Origin of the sequence: Streptomyces sp. 4F14 (assembly GCF_048159485.1) — a bacterium.
Lineage (GTDB): Bacteria > Actinomycetota > Actinomycetes > Streptomycetales > Streptomycetaceae > Streptomyces.
This window is the reverse complement of the sequence record NZ_JBLRVY010000052.1, coordinates 17,096-34,756: the sequence shown is the minus strand read 5'-3', so window position 1 is coordinate 34,756 and position 17,661 is coordinate 17,096. Positions and strand designations below refer to the sequence as shown.

Sequence of the window (17,661 nt, the reverse complement as noted above, 5' to 3'; positions counted from 1 at the left end):
CCGTCTGTTCACCCGTCCGGGCGGGCGCTCGGAGTGAACCGAGGGAGCGTGCGGGGGCGCGTTCGTCTCGCGATCTGTCCCGCCGATCACCGCCGCCCTACCGTTCGAGGAAGGGCAGGCGCGCGGTGGGGAGGTAGGACGGATGGGGGCTCCTTCCGGGGGCGACGGCATGGACGAGGGGGATGGCGGGGACGGGGGCTGTGGCAGGGACGGGGCCCATGGCGGGGACGGGGGCCATGGCAGGGACCTCTCCCTCCCGGACGTCGTCGTCCGCATCCGGGACCTCGCCGGCCGCCCCCGAGGCGTCGGCTTCCTCGCCGACCACCACGGCACCCTCGTCACCGCCCACGAGGTGATCGACGGCCTTCCCCGCATCGTCCTGTACGGCGCCGGCGACCGGACCTGCGTCGTCACCTCCGACGCGGTCACCGCGCTCCCGGAACTCGACCTCGCCCTCGTCCACACGGACGGCCTCGCCACGGACCCCCTGCCCGTCGCGGCCCGGCGCGAGGTGGCGGCCGGTACGTACGTCCGGCTCGCCGCCGGCTGCTGGCGAGAGGCCCGCGTCCTCGCCACCACCCACGCGACCTACACCGCGACCGACCGCTTCCACCTCCTGCCCGGCACCCTCGAACTCGCCATCGGCACCACCGGCCGCGACGCCCTCCGCCTCGGCGGCGGCGCGGCGGGCGGCCCCGTCCTCGATGCGGCCACCGGCACCGTCGTCGCCGTCCTCGGCACGGCCCTCCAGTCCGACCACCGCGACGTCGGCTTCGCCATCCCCCTCCACACGGCAGCGGCCCGAAGCCCCGCCCTGACAGCCCTCCTGACCCACAACGCGGCAACGGTCCCGGCCTACGGCCCGGACCTCAACTTGGCGGGCGTCCTGGAACTCACAGCAACATCGGTGGGCTCGGACGGACCACCGGGGGCACTGGCGGGGTACGCCGGGGGGTGGCCGGAGGGGCTTCGGGGGACGGGTGCCGGTGAGGGGGAGGGGGCAAAAGGGGGTTGGGGCAGGGGTGTTGGCGTGAGCGGGGTGGGGGAGGCGGCTGGGGGTACGGGGGTTGGCGGGGGAGGGGCGGGAGGGGGCGCTTGGGGTACGGGTGTTGGGGCGACGGGCGCGGGTGGCTCGGCTGCGGGTGTTGGTGAGGGAGGGGCTGAAGAGTCCGGGTGGGGTGGGGGAGTTGGCGGAGGCGGGGCGACAAGGGACGGGTGGGGCACGGGTGTCGGTTTAGGTGTCTCGGGTGCGGGTGCGGGTGCGGGTGCGGGTGCGGACGAGTGTGGGGCCGGAGGGGTGGCTTGGGATGACGGTGACGGTGTCGGTGAGGGGGACGTGGTGCGGCCCGCTTGGAGCAGGCGTGCCGGTGAGGGGGCGACGGCAGGCGGGGGAAGCTGGTTCGACAGCGGTCGCGGCAAGGGCGATCGGAAGACCTGGGTGGGAAGTTCGGGGAACGGTGTCGTCCTGCCGGTCGAACGGGCGCTGCCCCTGCGGGAGTTCGCCGCGTTCACCACCGGCTCCGCTTCCGTGCTCGCGCTGGTCGGGCCGCCCGGCAGCGGGCGTACGACGGAACTCGCGGCGTTGGCCGCGCGGCGGCACCGGGCGGTCGAGCCGGCGCCGACGCTGTGGCTGAGGGGAGCGGACCTGCGGGACGACGACGAGTCCCTCGCGGACGCGGCGCGGCGTGCGCTGCGCAGGGCCGCGAGGATCGTCACCACCTCACAGGCACCGACAGCACCCCCCGACCCCGGGACGGTCACCCCCGCGGACCTCTCCCGCATCGCCCTCGCGGCAGGCCGCCCCCTGTTCCTCCTCCTGGACGGCCCGGAGGAAATGCCCCCCGTCCTGGCCCACCGCCTATCGTCCTGGACCGAAGGCACGATCACCTGGCTCCGAGAAACCGGCGCCCGACTGGTGGTGGCATGCAGGGCGGAGTACTGGGAGGCAGCGGGCGTGACCTTCCCAAGAGAAATGCTGCATGCCACACAAACCCCCAAGCCAAAGCCCTCACCCAAACGGACCACACCACCCGAACCGAGCCCACGCACTGCCACCGCTCCCGCACCTCCCCCGAGATGGGCCCAACCGAACGCACCCGAACGGCACCCCCAGCCGCAGCCCAGCACAGGCGCCAACGCTGCTCCTGCCCCTCCTCGGTCCTCGGTAGAGCCGACTGCGCCTGAAGGGCACCCGCTGCTGGAGCCCAATTCACGCACTGCCGCCGCTCCCGGATCCCCCTGGTCTCAGCCGAACGCACCCGAACGGCACCCGCAGCCGCAGCCCAGCACAGGCGCCAACGCTGCCCCCACACCCCACCCGCCCTCCGACGAACCGAACGCACCCGAACGGCACCCACTGTTCGAAACCCGCCCACCCACCAGCACCGCACTCACCATTCACCCGGCCCCCGACCCCCACGAACCCCAACTCCCACTCACCTCCACGCCTCCCCCCGGACCTTCGCCCCTCCCTGCCTCTCGGCCCGTTCTGTCACCCCCACCCACCCTTCCTCCACCCCACTCAGCCCGTCCGGCGTTTGAGGACAAGGCCCCTTCAGGGCCGGTGCGGGGGTGTGGGGGCGGAGCCCCCGGGGATGGGACGGGTAGGGGCGGCGGGGGCGAGGAGAGTCTGTTGCCGGCCTGCGTCGAACTCGGCGAGTTCACGCAGAGCGAAGCGGAAGCGGCCCGAGCCCGCTACCGCGTGCCCGCCTTCGCCCTCGCCCCCTCCGCCGTCCGCCACCCCCTCACCCTCCGCCTCTTCTCCGAGGTCAGGACGGCCCTCCCCGACAGCCCACCCCCGGTGAACGCGGACAGGGACGACATCTTCGCCGCCTACCTGGACCTGATGTGCCTGAGGATCGCGGTACGGCTGGCCGCGGGGAGCGGCCTGCGCGGCACCCCCGTGAGGCGCCTCGCCGCAAGGGTCTCCGGCCAGGTCCACGAAGCCGCGAGACGCAGCCTGGGCCCGGGCCAGGGCGAGCTGGACAGGGTGGCGTTCGAGGAGGTGTTCCCCTGGACGCAGCCCCCACCGGGCCACCCCGGCGTGACGGGCTGGGCCTCGGCGGTCCTGACGGAGGGCCTGATCGTCCCGGCCGGCACGGGCTACCGCTTCGCGCACGAGGAACTCGCGGACTGGATCCAGGGCATGCACCTGGACCTGGAGGAGGCGCTGAATTCCCTGGCACACACCCCGCGCGCCGCGGACGTCATCCCGGTCCCGCACCACCGTATCGGCCCGGTGGTCCAGTCCCTCCTGCTCGTGGCGAGACAACAGGGCCCGACGGAACTGGCAGCGCACCTGAGGAAGTTGACCGAGTCCCTGGCGCGGACCCCGGACGCCTGGTGGCCGTCGCGCCTCCTCACGGAGACCTTGTCGAGGCTCCCGGACGCGACCCCGTACCTGGACGTCCTGCACGCGCTCGCGGACCACGTGGCGGCAAGGCCGCCCGACCGGGAACCCACCACGTTCCTCCCGGAGTTCTGGACGTCGCTGGCGCTCCCCCCGGCGCCTTTGTTCACGCTCCTGCGCCACCTCCTACGGGCGGACCCACCCCCGGGCACGACACCGACGCCCCGCTACCTGGACGCGGTGGCGGCGCTGCTGGAGGCGGACGCGGCGGCCGTACAACCGCACCTGGCCCTGTGGTTCGAGGACGACCGCCCCCTCCCGGGCGCCCCGGAGGCGACGGTCGCGGCGGCGGCGCAGGCACTGCTGTACGCGTACCGCCACCGCGCGCTGGACGACCTCACGGAGGTCCTGGTCGGCTGCGGCCACCGCAGGGCGGACGAACTGCTGGGCGCCCTCGCGGAGGACGAGCCGTCGGCGGTGTGCAGGGCGGTCGACCGCTGGGCGAGGGACGCCCGCCCGGCCCGGCGGGTCGCGGCGGTGTCGTACGGCCTGCGAGCGGCCCCGCACGTGACGACGGACGCGGACCGCGACCTCCTCAGCTACGCGGCGCAAGAACTGCTGGCGGAACTCCCCCTGGCGGGCGGCGCGTTGGGACTCCTCGTCCAGGACCCCCGGATCCGCGCGGCCCATCTCCCGCAGACCCTGGCCCACTTCACGGCGGCGGACCCCCAACTCCCCCCGACGGCCCTGCTCCCGGCGCTGAGGACCCACCCGGAACCGGTCCTGAAAGCCTTCCGCGCCCGCCTCAACCGCCCCGACACGGACCCGACGACCACGCTGCGCGCCCTCGCCGAGGTCACCGCCCACCCCCTCGCCCGCCGTATCGCGATCATGGTCCGGGAGACGGTGGAGCGCCGCCCGGAGACGGCGGAGGCGGTCGCCGCGTACGTGGACGACCGGCTGCGGCAGGGCCCGCCCGCCAGAGGCGTACTGCACCCGCTGGTCACCGCGCTCCTGACGACGTCCCCGCAGCCGGTGCGGTCCGCGCTCGCCGGGGTCCTCGCGACCCCGGACGCCTCCCCGGTGCGTACGGAACTGCGCGAGTTCCTCCTCACGCACGAGCAGGACCCCGCCGTACTGACCTCCTTCCTGCACGCGGCGGCCCTGCACCGCTCCCGCGAGCTGGTCCACCGCACGGGCCGTCTCCTCGTCCGCACCCCCGACGGCGCGACCCGTTTCGACCGCGGGCTCGTCGACCTCGGCCGGCACGTCCCCGGCTTCGCCGCCCGGGTCGCCCGCTGGATCGGCGAGTCCCCGCAGGAGTGGGCGACGGTCGTCGGCCCCGGCGCGCGCCGCATGATCGAGAACCTGGCGGGGGCGGGGGCCTTGGCGTGACCACGTGCGCCCCGTCACAGCGCTGATGCCGATGAGAGCGGGCGGCGCCGGACATGGCACCCTTAGACCTGCGCAAGTCGTAAGAGTCGGTACGGACAAGGGTTCGAGGAGCGGTCACAGTGCAGCGCTGGCGTGGCTTGGAGGACATCCCCCAGGACTGGGGGCGCAGCGTCGTCACCATCGGTTCCTACGACGGAGTCCACCGAGGCCACCAGCTGATCGTCCGGCACGCGGTGGAGCGGGCGCGGGAGCTGGGGGTGCCGGCCGTCGTCGTCACGTTCGACCCGCACCCCAGCGAGGTCGTCCGCCCGGGCAGCCACCCCCCGCTGCTGGCGCCGCATCACCGCCGCGCCGACCTGATGGCCGAGCTGGGTGTGGACGCGGTCCTCGTCCTGCCGTTCACCACCGAGTTCTCGAAGCTGTCGCCGGCCGAGTTCGTGGTCAAGGTGCTCGTCGACAAGCTGCACGCGAAGGCCGTCGTCGAGGGCCCCAACTTCCGTTTCGGCCACAAGGCCGCGGGGAACGTCGCGTTCCTCACCGAGCAGGGCACGGTGTACGACTTCGAGGTCGAGGTCGTCGACCTGTACGTGGCCGGTGAGGCGGGCGGCGGGGAGCCGTTCTCGTCCACGCTGACCCGGCGGCTCGTCGCCGAGGGGGACATCGAGGGGGCCAACGAGATCCTCGGCCGCCCGCACCGCGTCGAGGGCATCGTCGTCCACGGGGCCCAGCGGGGGCGGGAGTTGGGCTTCCCCACGGCCAACGTCGAGACGCTGCCGCACACCGCCGTCCCCGCCGACGGCGTGTACGCGGGCTGGCTGCACGCGGACGGCGAGGCCATGCCGGCCGCGATCTCCGTCGGCACGAACCCCCAGTTCGACGGCACGACACGGACGGTCGAGGCGTACGCGATCGACCGCGTCGGGCTCGATCTGTACGGGCTGCACGTCGCCGTCGACTTCCTCGCGTACGTGCGCGGGCAGGCGAAGTTCGACTCGCTGGAGGCGCTGCTCGAACAGATGGCGCTGGACGTGAAGCGCTGCCGCGAGCTGATCGCGGAGGCGGAGGAGAAGTAACCCGCTCCGTACGGGACTGATGAGGGCGGCCGGTGCTTTTTCGAGCACCGGCCGCCCTCGTTCTACTGCTGCGGCGGGTACGGCTGGCCGGGGTAGGGCTGGCCCGGATACGGCTGCTGGCCCGGCATCGGCTGCCCCGGGTACGGCATCTGCTGGCCCGGCATCTGCTGGTAGCCCGGCATCGGGGGCGCCGCCACCGGCGGGGGGTTGCCGTCGCTCGTCCACAGGCCGTGGGACTGCTGGTGGCGTACGAAGTCCTCGGCGACCAGCGACGCCAGGTGGAAGTACGCCTCGCGGACCTTGGGGCGCATCATGTCGAGGTCGACCTCCGCGCCGGCCGCGAGGTGCTCGTCGAAGGGGACGACCACGACGCCCCGGCAGCGGGTCTCGAAGTGGCTGACGATGTCCTCCACCTTGATCATCTTGCCGGTCTCGCGGACCCCGGAGATGACCGTGAGGGACCGGGCGACGAGGTCGGCGTAGCCGTGCGCCGAGAGCCAGTCCAGGGTGGTGCTCGCGCTGGACGCGCCGTCCACCGACGGCGTCGAGATGATGATCAGCTGGTCGGCGAGGTCCAGGACGCCGCGCATCGCGCTGTACAGCAGGCCCGTACCGGAGTCGGTCAGGATGATCGGGTACTGGTTGCCCAGCACGTCGATGGCCCGGCGGTAGTCCTCGTCGTTGAACGTCGTCGACACGGCCGGGTCCACGTCGTTCGCGATGATCTCCAGACCCGACGGCGCCTGCGACGTGAACCGGCGGATGTCCATGTACGAGTTGAGGTACGGGATCGCCTGCACGAGGTCCCGGATCGTCGCACCCGTCTCCCGCCGGACCCTGCGGCCCAGCGTGCCCGCGTCCGGGTTCGCGTCGATCGCGAGGATCTTGTCCTGGCGCTCGGTGGCGAGGGTCGAGCCCAGCGCGGTGGTGGTCGTGGTCTTCCCCACTCCACCCTTGAGACTGATCACCGCGATCCGATAGCACGACAGCACGGGCGTCCGGATCAGCTCCAGCTTCCGCTGCCGCTCGGCCTCCTCCTTCTTCCCTCCCAACTTGAACCGCGACCCACCCGCTCCCGGCCTGCTGCTCTTCGCCTTCTGCTTCTTGTTGTTGAGCAGCCGGTCCGAGGAGAGCTCGACAGCGGCGGTGTACCCGAGCGGAGCGGCCCCCGGATTCACCGGCTGCCGCTGATCATGCTGCACCGGCTGCGGCCAGGCCATACCCGTACGGGGATCGATGGGGGGCACTGAGGGATCCGCCGGGTGCTGCGGGAAACCGGGCGGGGTGGCTGCCGGGTTCGCGGGGTCGGCGGGGGGTTGCGGGAAGCCGGGGCCTGCCGGCTGGGCGGGGGGCAACGGGGCTGCGCCGGGGTGGGGGAAGCCGTAGCCCGCGGGCGGGGCCGGAGGCGTGGGGGCGGCCGGGGGCTGCGGGAAGCCGTAGCCCGCCGGTTGGGCAGGCGGCGTCGGGGCTGCGCCCGGCTGGGGGAAGCCGTAGCCCGCAGGCGGAGCCGGAGGCGTGGGGTTCGCGGGGTCGGCCGTCGGCTGGGGGAAGCCGTAGCCCGTCGGCTGGGCGGGCGGCGTCGGGGCCGCGGCGGTCTGCGGGAAGCCGTATCCGGTGGGCGGGGCGGGCGGGGTGCCCGGCTGGGCGGGGTTCGGGAAGCCGTAGCCCGCAGGGGGCGTCGGCTGCTGGGGGTTCGCCGGGGCGGCGGGAGGCTGCGGGAAGCCGTGGCCCGCCGGAGGGGTGCCCGGGGGTTGGTTCGCGGGGGGTTGCGGGAAGCCGTGACCCGGCTGGGCCGGGGGCCAGCCCGGGGGCGTGCCCTGCGGGTGCTGCGGCGGTTGTGCGGCGGCAGCCTGCGCGTCGGACGGGGGCTGCGGTTGGGCCGGCCACTGGGCTGCGGCGGTTGGGGCGGCCGGTTCGTACGACGGTGGCAGCGGAGGGAGCGGGGGGACGGGAGCTTGCTGGGGCGCCGGAAGCGTCCAGGAACCGTCCGGGGAGCCGGGAGCGGCCTCGGGAGCCGGGGTGGGTACGTCCGTGTCGACTGCGCCGGGGTCTTCCGTGCCGGCGGTTCCCGCAGCGGAGTCGCCGGGGCCGGCGTCGGCCGCGGGGATGCCGGTGCGGGGGTCGGCGGCATCGGCACCCTGCGCGGAGGGCTCCGAACCGGGAGCGGAACCGGGGGTCTGAGACTGAGGCTCGTTGCCGGAAGACTGAGCATGGGAGGCGTCGGCCTGAGCGCCGGTCGGGGGTGCGGGGGCATCGGCGCCAGGTACGGCACTGGTGTCTCCGGCGCCGGGGGCGCTCGCGTCGGACAGGGGACCGGCTTCGGGGTCGGCGACGCCGGTTTCGGCGGAGCTGGAGGCGCCTGCCTCGGCGGTGCCGGAGGGGACGCCTGTCCCGGTGGAGCCGGAGGAGGTACCGGCCGGGGTGGCGCCGGGAGCCCCAGGTTCGGTGGAGCCGACGGGGATGCCAGTGCTGGCGGTGCCGGGGACACCGGCCTCGGCGGGGCCGGAGGAGGTACCGGCTTGGGTGGCGCTGGGAACGCCAGGTTCGGTGGAGCCGAGGGGGATGCCAGTGCTGGCGGTGCCGGGGACACCGGCCTCGGCGGAGCCGGAGGAAACGCCAGCCTCAGCGGCGCCAAGGACGCGAGCCTCGGCGGAGCCCGGCGTACCGACTTCGGCGGAACCGGAGATACCAGCTTCGGCGGCGTCGGCCTGGGCACCCGAAACTCCACCCGAGCCACCGAACACGACACCCGCACCCCCCGACACGACACCCGCACCCCCCGACACGACACCCGCGCCGCCAGGCACGACACCCGCGCCCCCCGACACAACACCCGGCGCCCCAGCCTCCGCACCGGCGGAACCGGAGCCCTCAACCTGGGCACCCCCTTCCGCACCACCCCCGGCACCCCCGGCCAAGCCCCCGGCACCCCCGGCCTCAACCCCGGCCGAACCACTCCGCGCCGCCTCACCATCTGCCGCGACCTCGCCCCCCACACCCCCGGCCTCGGTGTCCAACCCCCCACTCAGCCCCTGAATGCTCTGACCCCCAACGCCGGAAACCACCTCCGAACCGACGGAGGGGACAACACCCCCGGCCCCCTCGACCCCCGCCTCCCCATCCCGCTCAGCGATCTCCCTCTTCAAGGCGGCAGAAGAGATCCGCATGGTCGCCGGACTGTCCAGATCCCCGTTCCCAGGCTGAACCGGCGCCTGAAGCTCAAACCCACCCCCGTCGGGCAGCTGAGGCACAGCCCCGAAAGGCCCCCCAGGAGCAACGGCCCCGGGATGCACACCAGCCCCCTCCACCCCACCAGAAAACCGACCCACACCAGAAACCCCAGCAGCCCCAGGCACTCCAGGCATCACAGGCCCCGGCGCTCCAGGCATCACAGGCCCCGGCGCCTCAGGCACCCCCGGCATCCCGGGAACCCCCGGCACAGCACCCCCCGTCGGCGGAGCCGGCGGCATCCCCGGAACCCCCGCCGAAGACCCCCCGCTCCCCCCACCCGAGTTCTGCGTGTACCAGGCCGGCGGCGCATAGTCGATCGTGAACTCACCCGTCACATCGACCCCGGAATCCGCGTCGGGCTGGTCATCGCCGGGCGTGGCCCAGCCCCCGCGCGTCCCGTCCCGATCGCTGCTCACAGTTCCTCCTGAGGTGGCCGAACCCCCTGATTCCGCACCAGGGGCGACCGTTTTCGTGTTGTCTCTGGTCGTCCGAAGTGGTCGAAGCCGACCGTGCCGACCGGCCGCCGGGGTCCGGTCGGGATCGGCGAGGGTTCACCCGAGGACGAGGACAGTGGCCCGCCCCTGTCCGCCGGTGTTCCCCCTGGGCCGACGACCCCCGACCCACCGGCCCGGGCGCCGCGCCCGGTACCAGCCTAATCACCACAAGCCCCACCCCGGCAGGCCCGTCCGCCTCTGGGCGTTCACCCGGCACGCCCCCTGCACACCACCGACCCGAACAAACCGCCCCATAGCGGGAGATGCCCCCGAGTAAGGATCTCGGGGCGAGGAGTGAAGGTCGTGCGAAAGCGAGCGAGAGAACCGCACCCCGCCCGCCCCCGAAAGAAACCACCCCCGAAAGCCCCCCCGCCCCCGCCCTCAGTCCATCCGCCGAGGCATCCCCAACAACCCGATCTCCGCCTCCGTGGGCTGCGTCATCACGTACTGCCGATCCCGGTCCCCACACCACAAGGTCACCCCGTCAGGCAGCGTGGGCAACGCCTCCCGGTCCGCCTCGGGCAACGGCATGGCCCGGCTCAACTCCCCCGCCTCGTCGGGCGAGATCCGCTGCACCCCCACCAACCGAGCCTGCCGGATCAACCGAGGCGCGACGGGGCTGAGATACGGCAGCAGCGTCAGCACGGACTGCCACGGCCCGGAAGCCACCCGCCCCCGAGGCGGCTGCATCCCACAGTCCCGCACGACGAGCACCGGCGTCCCCGGCGACGTCCCCTGCGGCGGCACCCGCCCGACATCGTGGACGGCGAGCCCGTTCTGCCCGCCCCCCATCGCGTGGACCATCTGCATCCAGGCTTGCGGCCGCCCCGTCTCGACGGCGACCCGAGCCCCGGTCGCGGCGGCCCGCAACGCGATGACCTGCGCGGTCCACAGCCCCCCGATGAGCGTCACGTCGTAGGACGTGGGCCGGTTGAGCCCGAGGACGGACGGCCGCCCCTCGGGATCGACGCCGATGACGACCCCGTCGTCCCCGATGGGCAGCGACAGCGCGTCGAGCTGCTCGACGGAGACGGAGTGCCGCGCGTGCCGGGGCCCGATCAGCCCCAGCCCCGTACGCAGCAGTTCACGGGCGGCGGAAACAGCGGTGGCGCTCAACGGACCCCTCCGAGCGGCATAGTGGCGAGCATCCCCGGCACCTGCTCCCGGTCGAGGCGCACGAGCCCCATCCCGGTGTGCCGCGCGGCCCCCTGCAACGCCCGCCGCGCGGCGACGAGTTCGGCGTCGCTGCGCCCGGTGACCCGCAGGTACCCGGCGAGGGACACGTCCTGCCGCTCCCCGCGCGTCAGGCCGATGCTGAAGGTCGTCGCGAGCGCAGGGACGGCCGTCACGAGGGCGATGAGCTGCGGCAGCGACGGCGCGCGGCTCCCGCCGAGCGCGGGCCACCGCCGTACCCAGTACGTGGTGTGCCGGCGGTTGTCGCAGCGCCAGCCGCGGCCGGACTCCTCGGTGCGCCGCTCGCGCGCCTCCGTGCGGCCGGCCTCGGCCGTCACCAGCGGGTTCGCGTGCGCGGACGTGGCGATGGCGGAGGTCAGCTCCTCCTCGTCGAGGAGGGACGCCCGGAACCCGGCGCCGGTGAGGCGGCTCGCGAGCTGGTCGGCGGCCCGGACCACGCACTTCTGTGCGCCGGTCAGCCCGCCCCCGCGCGCGGCGACCGCCTCGGGGCACAGCTCGGGGTCCAGTTTCAGCGCGATCCAGGTGATCCGGACGGCCGGGGCGCCGGTCTGCTCCTGGAGCGGCGCGTAGTTGGCGATGGCCACGGACTGCTGGGGCAGGTGCAGCGCGGGCGCGGGCTGCGTGTGCAGGACCACCTGCGCGGACTCCAGCCGGATGCCGTCGACCTCCAGGGCGTCGTACACCAGGCGCAGCGGCAGGGGGTGGCGGTCGCGCTCCACGCGCAGGGCCGTGGAGTCGGCCTCGACCTGGAGGACGGCGGTGACGAACGTGCCGTCGCCGACGATGCCGACCGGGCGGCGGTCGCGGCCGGCGTACGTGTACGTCCGCAGGGTCGGGTCGCACTCGACGGCCGGGGCGAGACCCGGTTCCGTACCCGCCGGGAGCGGGGTGCTCGCGGCCCGGCGCCGGCGCGTACGCAGGGCCCACGCGGTGGCCACCCACTCGGGCAGGGTGCGCCCCCGGCGGCGGACGAACGCGACCAGGACCAGGCAGACGGCGAGGACGCCCGCGGCGGCCAGCGCCACCGGGCCGATCGCCCAGCCGACGACCAGCGCGGCGGCCGCTATCTCCAGCAGGACCAGTCGTTGCAACCGGAATGCCCCGGCCTGTCCCGAACGTGACTTGAGGCGCAGCGCGCTCGCCTCCGCGGGCGCGCTGCCCCGCGTCCTGGAAGCCCTCACTCCATCCCCCCGTTCTCCTCACAACTCGCCGGTTCCGCCGCGCCGCACGGGCTCTCACGAGGCCCTGCGGTGCCCGGACAACCTACCCGCGCCCCACGTCCCGGCGGATACCAGGCATAGTAGGGGGCCGCTCTGACATCGCGGGCCGGCCGTCCGTCCGACGGCCCCGGGACCCGCCGGAGCGTTCCGTGCGACCTATCTGTGCGACCTAGGGGGAGACAGGCACCGATGGCATCCCGCCGTGACGAGCTCAATGCCTACACCTTTGCGAAGCGCCGCATGCTCGCGGCCTTCGTGCAGTCGTCGCCCGGCTCGGAGGAGGGCGCTCCGAAACCGCTGCGCGGGGTGCTCCCCGGCGTGATCGTCGGCGTCGTCGTCATGGCCGTGTTCGGCGCGTGGGGCATGTTCAAGCCGACCGCCCCGAAGGGCTGGGACAAGCCCGGCGCGAAGGTGATCGTCGCGGACAAGTCGACCACCCGGTACGTCGTCCTCACCACCGACGGCCAGAAGCAGCTGCACCCGGTCCTCAACATGGCCTCCGCGAAGCTGCTCCTCGACGCGGGCCAGAACGACTTCGTCACCGTCGCCGAGTCCGTCCTCGACAGCGGCAAGATTAAGCACGGCGTCACCATCGGCATCCCGTACGCCCCCGACCGCCTCCCCAGCGACACCGAGGCGAAGAAGGCCAAGCGCTGGGCGGTCTGCGAACGCCCCAGCGCGGGCGGCGAGTCCATCCAGCGCGCGGCACTCGTCCTCGCCTCCCGCGACATGAAGGCCACCGAGGGCACGGGCAGGCTCACCGGCGGCGAACTCCTGTACGTCCAGGACCCCGAGGGCCAGCGGTACGTCGTCGACGCGAGCGGACGCGCGTACCCCATCGGCAAGTCCGACGAACTCCTCCTGCGCGCGGTCGTCGGCTCCGGACGGCAGGCCCAGAAGGTGTCCAAGGAGTGGCTGACGACGCTCCACACGGGGACCGCGATCACCTTCCCCACGATCAGCGCAGTAGGCGACCCCGCAGGTGCTCCCGGCGAGCTCGACAAGGCGACGAACAGGGTCGGCATGGTCCTCAAGTCGTCCGACCTCAACAAGGACCAGTACTACGTCGTCCTGCCCGGCAGGGTCGCGCCGGTCTCTGCCTTTGTCGCCCAACTCCTGCTGTTCAGCAAGGAGTTGAATGACCTCGGGCAGGCCGGCAAGGCCAAGCCGATGAGCCCGGGCGCGATCGTCCCCGGCAAGCCCTTCGCCACCGAGAACACCTGGCCCACCGAGCAGCCCCAGCCCGTCAACGACCCCTCCGCCGACGCCGGTTCGCGCAGCACCGTCTGCAACGTCCTGCGCTCCGTGGACGCCGGCACCGGCGCGACCACCCTCAGCACCTGGGCCGGCACCGACTTCCCCGAGAGCCTCGCCACCGGCTCCTCCAGCGCGTACGTCACCCCCGGCTCCGGCCAGCTCTACCGCCAGTTCCAGGGCACCGAGACCAAGGCGGGCCCCGTCTTCCTCGTCACCGACACCGGCCTGCGCTACGTCCTGCAGTCCAACTCCGACAGCGCCACCGACGACGCCGGGATCGGCACGACCCCGGAGAAGCTGAAGCAGCAGGCGCAGGAGGCGAAGCAGGCGCAGACCCTGCTGGGCTACGCGACCGTCGACCCCACGCCGATCCCGGCCGCGTGGTCGGAGTTCCTGCCGACGGGCCCCCGCCTCTCGACGGCCGCGGCCCGCCAGCCGCAGGGGTCGTGAGGCCGATGCGTACGCCGCTGCCGGCCGCGCTCCTCGCGGGCCTCACGCTCCTGACCCTCGCCCCCACCGCCTCCGCCGCCGACCGGCCCTACTCCGAGCAGTGCTCCTTCCCCAACGGCAAGTACCCCGGCCGCCCCTGGTCCCTCCAGCGCGTCATGCTGGACGAGCTGTGGTCCCAGTCCAAGGGCGAGGGCGTGCAGGTCGCCGTCATCGACACCGGCGTCGACACGAAGAACCCGCAGCTCAAAGGGGCCGTGGACGCGAAGGACGGCCGTACGTTCAAGCCGCCCGGCGCCAAGGACGACAACGGCGACCCCCTCGACTGGGGCGCCGCCGACGGCACCACCGACACCGTCGGCCACGGCACGAAGGTCGCCGGCATCATCGCGGCCCGCCCCGCCGACGGCACCGGCTTCGTCGGCCTCGCCCCCGAGGCGACGATCATCCCGCTCAAGCAGAACGACGCGGAGGGCCACGGGACCCCGGACACGCTGGCCGACGCGATCACCTACGCCGTCGGCAAGGGCGCCGACGTCATCAACATCTCCCAGGACACGACCGGCGCGAAGAAGCCCTCCGACCGCCTCCGGCAGGCCGTGGAATCGGCGCTGTCCCAGGGCGTCGTGGTCGTCGCCTCCGCGGGCAACGACGGCACCGGCGGCAACGTCAAGAAGACCTACCCCGCCTCCTACCACGGCGTCCTCGCCGTCGCCTCCTCCGACCGCAACAACGAACGCGCCGCCTTCTCCCAGTCCGGCGACTTCGTGGGCGTCGCCGCCCCCGGCGTCGACATGATCTCCACCGTCCCGGCGGGCGGCCACTGCTCCGACAACGGCACGAGCTTCTCGGCGCCGTACGTCGCGGGCGTCGCCGCGCTCATCAAGGCCAAGCACCCCAAGTGGACGGCCCGTCAGGTCGTCGCCCAGATCGAGCAGACCGCGGAACGCACCATCGCCGGGCACGACCGCCTCGTCGGCTGGGGCGTCGTCGACCCCGTCCGCGCGCTCACCGAGGACGACCGCCCCATCGAGTCCCCCGACCCCGACCAGGGCCTCGCCCAGGCCGAGGCGCCGACCCCGGCGAAGTTCCACCTCGGCGAGACCCCCTCCGAACGCAACGCCCGCCTCGCGACGTACGTCGCCGTCGGAGCGGCCGTCCTCGTCGCCGGGATCAGCGGGGGAGCGGTGGCCATCCGCGACGCGCGCAGGCGGCGGGAACGGGTACGGGGAGCTGTCTGAGCGGGCTGGTCATGGCGAGGTCAAGCGTTGCCCGGGGGGTCCCCAAACCGCCGTATGAGCACGGTATGTGTTCACCTCTGCGAACCTGACATGTCCGTATTCGCCCCCTTGCCCGCTGGCTACTGTGAGTGCGCCGTAACAACCGCACACGCAGAAGGAGACGGTGGTGGGGGCAGCGAACACGTCACGCCTTCTCGACTACCTGGACGCCCCGACGGGCCCCGGACCGACCCCTCCGGGCAGGTCGTGCTTCCAGGACTACGACCTCCCCGCGCCGCCCCTCCCGCCGTACCACACCCCGGTGTTCGTCCCCGCGCATCCGCGGTACGCCGATGACGTGCCGTACATCGTCTACGAACTCTTCGGCCACGCGGACGGCGGCACGGTCGCCCTCGCCTTCACCACCCCCCGGAAACTCGTCGCCGCCCTCGGCGAGGCCCAGCCCTGGGTCGCCACCTCCCTCGGCGTCCTCGCCACCGGGATGCGCGCGCACGGCGTGACGGTCCGCCTCGACCCCTCGGTCGACCCCGGTGCCCGCAACTGGACCCCGGCCGGCCTCGCGACGTACGCGGAGGCGGTGCGCTGATGGACTTCAACGTCGTCCTCGGCGACCTCACCTCCATGGCCTCCACCCTCCACACCGAGGCCACCAACTACCGCGCCCTCCACACCCAGGTCACCCCACCCGTCGCCGCCGGCGGCGACCCCGGCCTCGACCACGCCATCTCCGAGGCCGCCCACCTCATCTCCGGCCTCCACACCCTCTTCGCCGACCGCATGGACGACCACGGCGACAAGGTCGCCTACGCCCGCGACTCCTTCCACCGCCACGACATCGACGTACACGGCCTCTTCGAGGACCTCATGAAGGACGGCGACTGATGTCCGACAGCTGGATCGGCGGCGACATCGGCGGACTGCGCGCGATGGGTACGTCGTACAAATCGGCCAAGCCCTCCCTGGAAGCCGCGATCACCCCGGTGTCGGACCAGGTCGAAGCCCTCGTCAAGGACACCGGCTGGAAAGGCGAGGCGGCGGAGAAGTTCCGCGCGACCTGGGGCGAGGACGCCCTGACGGCAGGCGCGTTCGGCGGCCTCGTCGAAGCGGTCGGCGGCATCCTGGAAACCCTCGCCGACCAGCTCTCGTCCTGCGAAACGGCCCTCCAGAACGCGCAGCACACGGCGACCAAGCAGGGCGTGGCGACGGACCCCAAGGGCGCCCCCCTCCCCCTGACCACGGCCAACCCCCCGTCCGCCGCCGACCAGAAGGCCGTCTCCGCCCTCACGGAATACAACACGGCCCGCACGGAGATCCTGCACACGGCCCAGCACGCCCGCCTCGTCGCCGCCGACCAGCTCACCGCCCTCTGCGCCGAAGTCACCGAACCCGTCGGCCCCATCGACAAGATCACCCTCGCCGACTCCCTGCGCGGCCTCTACGCCTACGACGCGGAAGACGCCCGCGCCAAGGGCCGCGACGCCAAGAAGGACATCGACCAGGCCAAGGCGGACGCCGACGCGGCGAAAAAGGACCTCCGCGCGGAACGCAAGGCATTCCAGAAGGCGGGCCGCCACCTCCCCGCCGACTTCCCCGCGAAGTCCGCCTACAGCGACGCCGTGATGAAGGTCGACTCCCTGGAAGAAGCCATAGCCCGAGCCGACCGAGGCAGCAGCGCCCTCCCCTACGACCGCGTCCTCAACCTCAAACTCGGCGACGCGGCCGACGCCCTCCGCCTCGGCCGGGGCATCGCCGAACTCCCCGAGTTCCTCCGCGAACTCCCGGTCCTCGACGTAGCCGCCGCGGCCGCCGCCGGCGCCATCGAGGCGAAGGAGGACCACGACAAGGGCTGGTCCTGGGAACACTCCGCGGTCGTCGACGGGGGCGTGGCGCTCGGGGGACTGGCCGTCGGCGCGGCCGCGGTCCTCGCGGCCCCCGTCGAAGGCGCCGCCGCGGTCGCCGCGATCGGCGTGGGCGCCACGGTCCTCGCGACGAGCGCCCTGGACCACGCCTTCCACGAACACTGGAGCGAGGACATCCACGACCACGGGGTCGTCGAGGGCAGCCTGGTCGGGGCGGGACATGTCCTCAGCGAGACGGGCGACGACGTCGTAAGGCTCGGAAAGGATGTGTGGCATGGCGTCACCAGCATCTTTTAAGGTCCGCTCCGGGATTCCCGCACTCCCCAGGCTGGGCACCTCCTGGTACGAACGCGGCCCGCGTTACTGGCTGTCCCGCACCCGCACGACCCTCGGTCAACTCCTCACCATGGGTGCGGTCTCCTTCTTCGGCGTCGCGCTCTACCTGGGGTTCACCAGCGAGTTGCCGGCGACCGTGCGCCTGGTCTGCAACTGCGTCCAGATCGCCGCCGCCTGCGTGGCCTTCGTCTGGGGCTGGACCAACCAACGCCGAGACCACCGCAAGGCCCTCCTCACCCCGCCTACCCCGGAAGAGACCTGGACCGCCAAACACGAGCACAACCGCCGAGCGCCCCGCATCGCCCTCTCGGGCCGAGGCGGCTTCATCATCCTCGCGGCCCCGGTCGCCCCGGCCTTCTTCGCGTACTACGACGGCTGGATCGCGGCGTGGCTCACGGTCCGCGAGTACCCGAGCGAGCTCGGCGCCCGCCGCTGGCTGGAGGAGCAGCGTTCAGGGCCGGAGAACCCCGCATGACGGCGACACCGTCCCTCCCCGGCCTGGGCACCACCCTGTGGGGGCTGACGCATACAACGCCGCACTGTCGCCAGGGACCTCAAGACCCCC

Annotated in this window: 11 protein-coding genes and 1 pseudogene; 8 read left to right on the top strand and 4 right to left on the bottom strand. The window is 73.2% G+C overall.

What is annotated here, in order from left to right:
• Positions 1–169: 169 nt before the first annotated feature.
• Together ACLZOT_RS48385 and ACLZOT_RS48380 are read left to right on the top strand one after the other, a co-directional pair.
• Positions 170–4,744: a hypothetical protein gene (locus ACLZOT_RS48385; protein ID WP_416975697.1), complete on the top strand. Its 4,575-nt coding sequence runs from the start codon at positions 170–172 to the stop codon at positions 4,742–4,744.
• Between the two features lie 119 nt (positions 4,745–4,863).
• On the top strand, positions 4,864–5,817 hold the full coding sequence (locus tag ACLZOT_RS48380; protein WP_416975696.1) for a bifunctional riboflavin kinase/FAD synthetase: 954 nt from the start codon (positions 4,864–4,866) through the stop codon (positions 5,815–5,817).
• Between the two features lie 62 nt (positions 5,818–5,879).
• On the opposite strand, the gene ACLZOT_RS48375 is transcribed toward ACLZOT_RS48380, so the two are convergent.
• The 4 genes and pseudogenes from ACLZOT_RS48375 to eccE all read right to left on the bottom strand — a co-directional run bounded on the left by ACLZOT_RS48375 (position 5,880) and on the right by eccE (position 11,917).
• Positions 5,880–8,561 carry an AAA family ATPase gene (locus ACLZOT_RS48375; protein ID WP_416975715.1) on the bottom strand — a complete coding sequence of 894 codons (2,682 nt, stop codon included), beginning with the start codon at positions 8,559–8,561 and terminating at the stop codon, positions 5,880–5,882.
• A 774-nt stretch (positions 8,562–9,335) separates the two neighbouring features.
• Positions 9,336–9,464: pseudogene (locus ACLZOT_RS48370) on the bottom strand (SCO5717 family growth-regulating ATPase); the annotation flags it as partial.
• A gap of 459 nt (positions 9,465–9,923) precedes the next feature.
• Positions 9,924–10,658, bottom strand: a complete 735-nt coding sequence (locus ACLZOT_RS48365) for a hypothetical protein (RefSeq protein ID WP_416975695.1) — start codon at positions 10,656–10,658, stop codon at positions 9,924–9,926.
• Positions 10,655–11,917, bottom strand: coding sequence for a type VII secretion protein EccE (gene eccE / locus ACLZOT_RS48360; RefSeq protein WP_416975694.1), 1,263 nt, complete (start codon positions 11,915–11,917; stop codon positions 10,655–10,657). Before eccE ends, ACLZOT_RS48365 begins: the two co-directional genes overlap by 4 nt.
• Positions 11,918–12,145: 228 nt before the next feature.
• On the opposite strand from eccE, the gene eccB reads away from it, so the two are divergent.
• From eccB to ACLZOT_RS48330, 6 genes are all read left to right on the top strand, one after another.
• Positions 12,146–13,663 (top strand): type VII secretion protein EccB, encoded by a 1,518-nt coding sequence (gene eccB, locus ACLZOT_RS48355; RefSeq protein ID WP_416975693.1) that lies wholly within the window; start codon positions 12,146–12,148, stop codon positions 13,661–13,663.
• Positions 13,664–13,668: 5 nt separating this feature from the next.
• Positions 13,669–14,901: a type VII secretion-associated serine protease mycosin gene (gene mycP / locus ACLZOT_RS48350; RefSeq protein WP_416975692.1), complete on the top strand. Its 1,233-nt coding sequence runs from the start codon at positions 13,669–13,671 to the stop codon at positions 14,899–14,901.
• Positions 14,902–15,067: 166 nt separating this feature from the next.
• Complete coding sequence (locus ACLZOT_RS48345) at positions 15,068–15,487, top strand: SAV_915 family protein (protein WP_416975691.1); 420 nt, start codon at positions 15,068–15,070, stop codon at positions 15,485–15,487.
• The gene (locus tag ACLZOT_RS48340; RefSeq protein ID WP_416975690.1) at positions 15,487–15,783 is read left to right on the top strand and encodes a DUF6317 family protein; all 297 of its coding nucleotides are present in this window, start codon (positions 15,487–15,489) and stop codon (positions 15,781–15,783) included. Before ACLZOT_RS48345 ends, ACLZOT_RS48340 begins: the two co-directional genes overlap by 1 nt.
• Positions 15,783–17,057, top strand: coding sequence for a WXG100 family type VII secretion target (locus tag ACLZOT_RS48335; protein ID WP_416975689.1), 1,275 nt, complete (start codon positions 15,783–15,785; stop codon positions 17,055–17,057). The genes ACLZOT_RS48340 and ACLZOT_RS48335 overlap by 1 nt, the downstream gene beginning before the upstream one ends.
• Positions 17,035–17,571: a hypothetical protein gene (locus ACLZOT_RS48330; protein ID WP_416975688.1), complete on the top strand. Its 537-nt coding sequence runs from the start codon at positions 17,035–17,037 to the stop codon at positions 17,569–17,571. The genes ACLZOT_RS48335 and ACLZOT_RS48330 overlap by 23 nt, the downstream gene beginning before the upstream one ends.
• Positions 17,572–17,661 lie beyond the last annotated feature (90 nt).

Coding starts and splice junctions, on each gene's coding strand:
- mycP (WP_416975692.1), top strand. CDS start 13,669: ATGCGTACGCCGCTGCCGGCCGCGCTCCTCGCGGGCCTCACGCTCCTG.
- eccB (WP_416975693.1), top strand. CDS start 12,146: ATGGCATCCCGCCGTGACGAGCTCAATGCCTACACCTTTGCGAAGCGC.
- ACLZOT_RS48385 (WP_416975697.1), top strand. CDS start 170: ATGGACGAGGGGGATGGCGGGGACGGGGGCTGTGGCAGGGACGGGGCC.
- ACLZOT_RS48335 (WP_416975689.1), top strand. CDS start 15,783: ATGTCCGACAGCTGGATCGGCGGCGACATCGGCGGACTGCGCGCGATG.
- ACLZOT_RS48340 (WP_416975690.1), top strand. CDS start 15,487: ATGGACTTCAACGTCGTCCTCGGCGACCTCACCTCCATGGCCTCCACC.
- ACLZOT_RS48330 (WP_416975688.1), top strand. CDS start 17,035: ATGGCGTCACCAGCATCTTTTAAGGTCCGCTCCGGGATTCCCGCACTC.